Raw genomic sequence first — 5,977 nt, 5'->3', positions numbered from 1 at the left:
ATGCAGTTATGGAAAAGACAGATAAAGCAGTAGTTTTACCTATGGATATAACTTGGTCAGATGTTGGCTCTTGGGATAGCGTATATGAAGTTTTAGATAAAGACCAAAATCAAAATGTAAAAATAGGCAATATTTTAGATATAGATACAAAAAATTCACTTATAATGACAGACAAAAGATTAGCAATTACGGTAGGAGTAGAAGATTTAATAGTGGTAGAAACTCCGGATGTTGTTTTAATAGCAAAAAGAGGAGAAGGTCAAAAAATAAAAGATGTGGTGCAAATATTAAAACAAAATGAAAAAACAAAGCATATAACCGAATATCATACTAACGTTTATAGACCTTGGGGAAGTTATACTGAACTTGAAAAAGGAGAAAGATACAGAATAAAAAGAATAACCGTTTTACCGGGAGAAGCTTTAAGCTTGCAAATGCATTATCACAGAAGCGAACACTGGATAGTAGTAAAAGGCACAGCAAAAGTAATATTAGAACATGATGGCGGAAAAAAAGAAGAGATATACATTCATGAAAATGAAAGCATATATGTTCCTAAAACAACAAAACATAGATTAATAAACCCTGGTAAAATTCCACTTGAGATTATTGAAGTTCAAGCTGGTGAATATGTAGAAGAAGATGATATAGTTAGATTTGAGGATAAATATCAAAGAAACAGCTTAGGGTGATTAACAATAAGAAAAATGGATAAAGAAGAAATAGTGGAAGAAATAAAAGAAGAGAAATATACGGAATTTTTGTATTTTTTGAAAAAAGTGTATGGAAATAAAGAAAACATATCAACAAAATCAGATGAAGAAGCTTTAGAAAAAGCACTTAAAGAGAAATATGGATTATAATATTATGTTGGTAAAAATACAGATGAAGATAATATTGTTGAGTTAGGAGATGCCTTTAAAAGAGATGGAATATTATAAAGATTTAATTTTAGAGCTTACTAAAAAAGATATAAAAGTTAGGTACAAAAATAGTTATTTAGGTTATTTATGGTCTTTAGCGAATCCATTATTTTTAACATTGATTTTTTATTTTATTTTTAAAATAGTTACAAAGGTTCAAATTCCTAATTATACTTTATTTTTAATTAGTGGTCTATTTATATGGCAATGGATAAGTAATTCTATTATGGCTGGTACAAATTTATACATATCTAATGCTTCTTTGATAAAAAAAGTTAATTTTCCAAGAAATTTTTTAGTTATTTCTTTAGTACTTAGCGAAGGATTTAATTTTATAATTTCTATACCGGTTATTATTTTTTTTGTGTATTTTTATGGTAAAAGTATAAGTTTAAATTGGAGCATTATTCCTGTATATTTAACTATTTCAGCATTATTTATTTATTCATTAAGTTTATTAATAGCAACTATTAATCTATTTTTTAGAGATATGGAAAGAATTACAGGTCTATTTTTAACTTTTGTTTTTTATTTAACTCCTATTATATATCCAATGAGTATGGTACCGAATGAATATAAATTATATTTATATGTTAATATTTTTTTCCCCATTGTTAATATATGGCAGGAACTTTTTTTTAATAATCATATTTCTTATATGAGTATTTTACTTTCAGTAATTTATTCAATTTTATTAGTATTTATATCTCATAAAATTTATAATAAATTAAAATATAAATTTGCGGAGTTAGTATGATAAGAATTGAATTTAAAAATGTATATAAATATTACACTCTTTTAAATACAGGAGGTATAAAAAATTTTATATTACACTTTTTTAAGCATGTGAAAGATATAAGAAAAAATAAAGTCCTTGCTTTAGAAGATATTTCCTTTACTGTTAAAGATAAAGAGGTTGTAGGAATTATTGGTAAAAATGGGGCTGGTAAAAGTACTATATTGGGTTTAATAGCAGGGGTGTTAGCCCCTACAAAAGGAAACATTTTTGTAAATGGCAAAGTTGCACCTCTTTTAGAATTAGGAGCAGGATTTCATCCAGATTTAACCGGAAGAGAAAATATTATATTAAATGGTATCCTTTTGGGAATGACAAGAAAAGAAATTTTAGATAAATTAAACTCGATTATAGAATTTAGTGAATTAGGTGAATTTATAGATGAGCCTATTAGGATATATTCATCAGGAATGCTCTCAAGACTGGGATTTTCGGTTGCCGTTCATGTAGATCCGGATATTTTACTAATTGATGAAGTATTGTCAGTAGGAGATCATAGATTTCAAGAAAAAAGTAAGAATAAAATTTATGAATTTAAACAAAAGGGTAAAACGATAGTATTTGTTAGTCACGATATAGGTACTATTAAAGAACTTTGTACAAAAGTAATTTTAATAAATAATCATAAATTAATTTATGAAGGTGATGTAGAAAAAGGAGTAGAAATCTATGAAAAATTATAAGATATTAATAGTAGGATATGATTTTGAACAAAAAATTCATAGAGGAATTACTTTTTACGGAAAAGCTTTGATTAAGTCTTTAAAAGAAATTGGTAATGAAATATATTTGTTAACCTCTGGAGAATTCTCAGAAGAAGAATATATTTATCTTTTAAATATTATAAGGCAGTTGGATAGTCCTAATTATCTTGATAAGAAGGGAAAATTATTATTTTTTATAAAAAATTTAATTAAGAAAAGACAAGATATTATTGAAAATAAATTTATATTTCAGGATAGTAAATTAAATTATTTAAATCATGTTAAGTATTTTTATAATATTCCTTATTTTTACGATTTAACAACTGTGCATAATAGATTTTTTCTTAAAAAGCCTATGGATTTAAATATAGAAAATAAAGCAGTTGATTTAATAATAACAACCTCTCCTATGAACATAAAAACAGATGTGCCACTAATGCAAACACTTCACGATGTTATTCCTTTGAGTTGTAGATTTCATCCACCAATGGATGATTCTAAAATTTTTTATTATAGAGTAAAAAATATGTTAAGATATTCATATAAGATTCTTTCTGTAAGTGAATATTCTAAACAAGAATGCTTAAAGATTTTCCCTTCATTTGAGGATAAAATAGAAGTCGTACATCAGCCAATACCTGTATATGAAGATGAAAAATTGTTAGCAGAAGAAGAAATAGTTCAAGAAAGTATTTTAAATAAATTTAATCTAAAAAAAGATAATTTTTTATTTTATGTTGGTATGTTAGAAAAAAGAAAAAATATTAAAGGAATGATAGAAGCGTTTTTGGGTGTTTACGATAAAATAAAAATACCTTTAGTTTTTGCAGGAGGTTTAGGCTATGGGCAAGAAGAATTTATTAATTATTTAAAAGATACAAAATTAAAGAAAAAAATAAAATATCTTGGGTATATAAATAATATTGAAAAACTTGTATTGCTTAAAAATAGTAGAGCATTTTTATTTCCTTCTTTTAATGAAGGTTTTGGTTTACCACCATTAGAAGCTATGTTAATGGGAACAAATGTATTAACTTCTAATACTTCTGCCTTACCAGAAGTATGCGGAGATGCTGCATTATTAATTAATCCATTTAATATAAAAGAATTAGCAGATGGCATAATAGAAATTACTCTAAATGAACGATTAAGAGAAAATTTAAAACTTAATCATAAAAAACAAATTGAAAAATTTTCTTATGAAAATTTTCAAAATAAAATATCAAGGGTTATTAGTTGATTATAAATGCAACTCATATTGGTAAAAAACTTGATGGTATTGGAAGATTTTCTTTAAAAATAGCTAAACATTTTTTAAGAAAATATCAAGTAATTATTAATGAGAATGCAATCGTTCATTTTAATAATGAAGAATTAAAAAATTTAAAAATAGTAAGTAAAAAAATATCCCCTGATTATGGTTTTAAAGGTCATTTAAAGAGATTGATTTTTACTAATTTATTAAAGGGGAATATTTTTAATTTATCTCAATTGGAAATAAGTTTTTGGAATAAGAATCAAATTATAGTAGTGCATGATATTATTCCTCTTTTGTTTCCTAAATATCATAAAAAACAATATCACTTTTTTAAGTATATATTACCTTTTGTTTTAAAAAATAAAACGAAAAAAATTATAACTGTTTCTAATCATACAAAGGAGTTATTAATAAGATATTATAATGTTAATCCAACTAAAATAGAAGTTATATATAACGGTGTAGATATTGAATTTGATTATTCTCTAGAAAAAGAAAATATTATTTTTTTTGTAGGCAGAAATTCTCCTACTAAAAACATTGAAAATATTATAAAAAGTTTTATAGAATTAAAAAAAGATAGTAGATTTAATGATTTTAAATTGGTCTTAGGAGGAGTTGGAAATTTATCTTTAAATATTAAAGACATAATTATTAAAAATTATTTAACAGATAATGAATTAAAATATTATTATAGAATAGCAAAAGTATTTTTATTTCCTTCATTATATGAAGGATTTGGATTTCCTATTATAGAAGCTATGAGAGCGAAAACTGCCTGTATTGTTTCTAATAGAGGGAGTTTACCTGAAATAGTTGGCGATAGTGCATTAATAGTAGATCCATTGAATGTAAATAGTATTGTAGAGGCTTTAAAAAAAATTTTATTAGATGAAAAATTAAGAAAAAATTTAGAAATAAAGGGATATAAGAATTCTTTAAAATTTAATTGGGATAAAAGTTTATTAAAATATGAAAGAGTACTAAATGAGAACAGCATTAGTTCATGATTGGCTTACTACTATTGCCGGTGCAGAAAAAGTTTTAGAGGCTATATATGAGTTATATCCATCACCGATTTATTCTTTGGTAGTAGATAAAAATAATCTTAAAAATACGATTTTTGAAAATGCTTATATTTACACTTCCTTTATACAAAAATTTCCTTTTTCTAAAAAAATATACAGAAATTATCTTCCTTTCTTTCCTTTGGCTATAGAACAGTTTGATTTATCAAAATATGATGTAATAATCTCATCATCCCATGCAGTAGCAAAAGGAGTGTTGACAAATCATAACCAACTTCATATATGTTATTGTCATACACCTATTAGGTATGCATGGGATTTATATCATCAATATTTAAAAGAAAGTAAATTAGAAAGAGGATTAAAGGGTTGGATAGCTAAATATATTTTACATAAGATAAGAATATGGGATATATCTACTGCAAATAGACCGGATTATTATATAGCAAACTCAATATATGTGGCAAAAAGAATAAAAAAGATATATGCAAAAGAAGCTACTGTAATATATCCACCGGTTGATATTGATAAATTTGAGCTTTATACTAAAAAGGAAGATTTTTATCTAACAGCCTCAAGGATGGTACCTTATAAAAAGATTGATTTGATTGTACAGGCTTTTTCAAAGATGCCGGATAAAAAGCTTGTTGTAATAGGAGATGGTCCGGATTTTAAAAAAATTAAAAAAATTGCTACTAAAAATATTGAAATTTTAGGTTATCAACCTTTTGAGGTTTTAAAAGATTATATGAAAAAGGCAAAAGCTTTTATATTTGCTGCAGAGGAAGATTTTGGTATAATTCCGGTAGAAGCTCAGGCTTGCGGAACACCAGTTATAGCATACGGTAAAGGTGGAGTTACAGAAACAGTTATACAAAATGAGACCGGCATTTTCTTTATGGAACAGACTGTAGATAGTATTATTAATGCAGTTAAAGATTTTGAGAAAAAAGAAAACTATTTTGATTATAATAAAATAAGGAAAAACGCAGAGAAATTTAGTAAAGAAAACTTTAAAGCCAAGTTAAAAGAGTTTATAGAAAATAAAATAAATGAGAGGTTGAAAATATGAAGTCAATAATACTTGCAGGTGGAAGTGGAACAAGATTATTTCCTTTATCAAGACAAAAATTTCCAAAACAGTTTTTAAAATTTGCAGATAATGAAACATTACTTCAAAAAACCGTTAATAGAAATTTAAAAGCAGTCAAAAATTCGGAAAATATTGTTATAATCACAAATAATGATTATCAATTTCATGTGAAAAA

At 25.1% G+C, this 5,977-nt stretch carries 8 protein-coding genes; all 8 read left to right on the top strand.

Annotation, left to right across the window (positions count from 1 at the left end):
- Positions 1 to 692 (top strand): cupin domain-containing protein (locus QOR43_RS08425; RefSeq protein ID WP_283571479.1); only part of this gene is annotated, 692 nt, incomplete at its 5' end.
- A 15-nt stretch (positions 693 to 707) separates the two neighbouring features.
- Positions 708 to 863 carry a hypothetical protein gene (locus tag QOR43_RS08420; protein WP_265134202.1) on the top strand — a complete coding sequence of 52 codons (156 nt, stop codon included), beginning with the start codon at positions 708 to 710 and terminating at the stop codon, positions 861 to 863.
- Positions 864 to 912: 49 nt separating this feature from the next.
- Positions 913 to 1,680, top strand: a complete 768-nt coding sequence (locus QOR43_RS08415) for an ABC transporter permease (RefSeq protein ID WP_265134203.1) — start codon at positions 913 to 915, stop codon at positions 1,678 to 1,680.
- Positions 1,677 to 2,402 carry an ABC transporter ATP-binding protein gene (locus tag QOR43_RS08410; RefSeq protein ID WP_265134204.1) on the top strand — a complete coding sequence of 242 codons (726 nt, stop codon included), beginning with the start codon at positions 1,677 to 1,679 and terminating at the stop codon, positions 2,400 to 2,402. The genes QOR43_RS08415 and QOR43_RS08410 overlap by 4 nt, the downstream gene beginning before the upstream one ends.
- Positions 2,389 to 3,663, top strand: a complete 1,275-nt coding sequence (locus tag QOR43_RS08405; RefSeq protein WP_265134205.1) for a glycosyltransferase family 4 protein — start codon at positions 2,389 to 2,391, stop codon at positions 3,661 to 3,663. The genes QOR43_RS08410 and QOR43_RS08405 overlap by 14 nt, the downstream gene beginning before the upstream one ends.
- Positions 3,660 to 4,691, top strand: a complete 1,032-nt coding sequence (locus tag QOR43_RS08400; protein WP_265134206.1) for a glycosyltransferase family 4 protein — start codon at positions 3,660 to 3,662, stop codon at positions 4,689 to 4,691. Before QOR43_RS08405 ends, QOR43_RS08400 begins: the two co-directional genes overlap by 4 nt.
- Positions 4,669 to 5,781: a glycosyltransferase family 4 protein gene (locus QOR43_RS08395; RefSeq protein ID WP_265134207.1), complete on the top strand. Its 1,113-nt coding sequence runs from the start codon at positions 4,669 to 4,671 to the stop codon at positions 5,779 to 5,781. Before QOR43_RS08400 ends, QOR43_RS08395 begins: the two co-directional genes overlap by 23 nt.
- On the top strand, positions 5,778 to 5,977 hold a 200-nt coding region (locus QOR43_RS08390; RefSeq protein ID WP_283571478.1), incomplete at its 3' end, for a sugar phosphate nucleotidyltransferase. The genes QOR43_RS08395 and QOR43_RS08390, both read left to right, overlap by 4 nt.

The sequence above is a fragment of the Venenivibrio stagnispumantis genome (assembly GCF_900182795.1).
In the GTDB taxonomy this organism is placed as follows: Bacteria; Aquificota; Aquificia; order Aquificales; family Hydrogenothermaceae; genus Venenivibrio; species Venenivibrio stagnispumantis.
The sequence above is the reverse complement of the archived record's forward strand: the minus strand, read 5'-3'. Positions and strand labels throughout refer to the sequence as shown.

What these genes read in the sequence shown, in the direction of transcription:
- QOR43_RS08405 (WP_265134205.1), top strand. Translation starts at nt 2,389, where the DNA reads ATGAAAAATTATAAGATATTAATAGTAGGATATGATTTTGAACAAAAA.
- QOR43_RS08420 (WP_265134202.1), top strand. Translation starts at nt 708, where the DNA reads ATGGATAAAGAAGAAATAGTGGAAGAAATAAAAGAAGAGAAATATACG.
- QOR43_RS08415 (WP_265134203.1), top strand. Translation starts at nt 913, where the DNA reads ATGCCTTTAAAAGAGATGGAATATTATAAAGATTTAATTTTAGAGCTT.
- QOR43_RS08395 (WP_265134207.1), top strand. Translation starts at nt 4,669, where the DNA reads ATGAGAACAGCATTAGTTCATGATTGGCTTACTACTATTGCCGGTGCA.
- QOR43_RS08410 (WP_265134204.1), top strand. Translation starts at nt 1,677, where the DNA reads ATGATAAGAATTGAATTTAAAAATGTATATAAATATTACACTCTTTTA.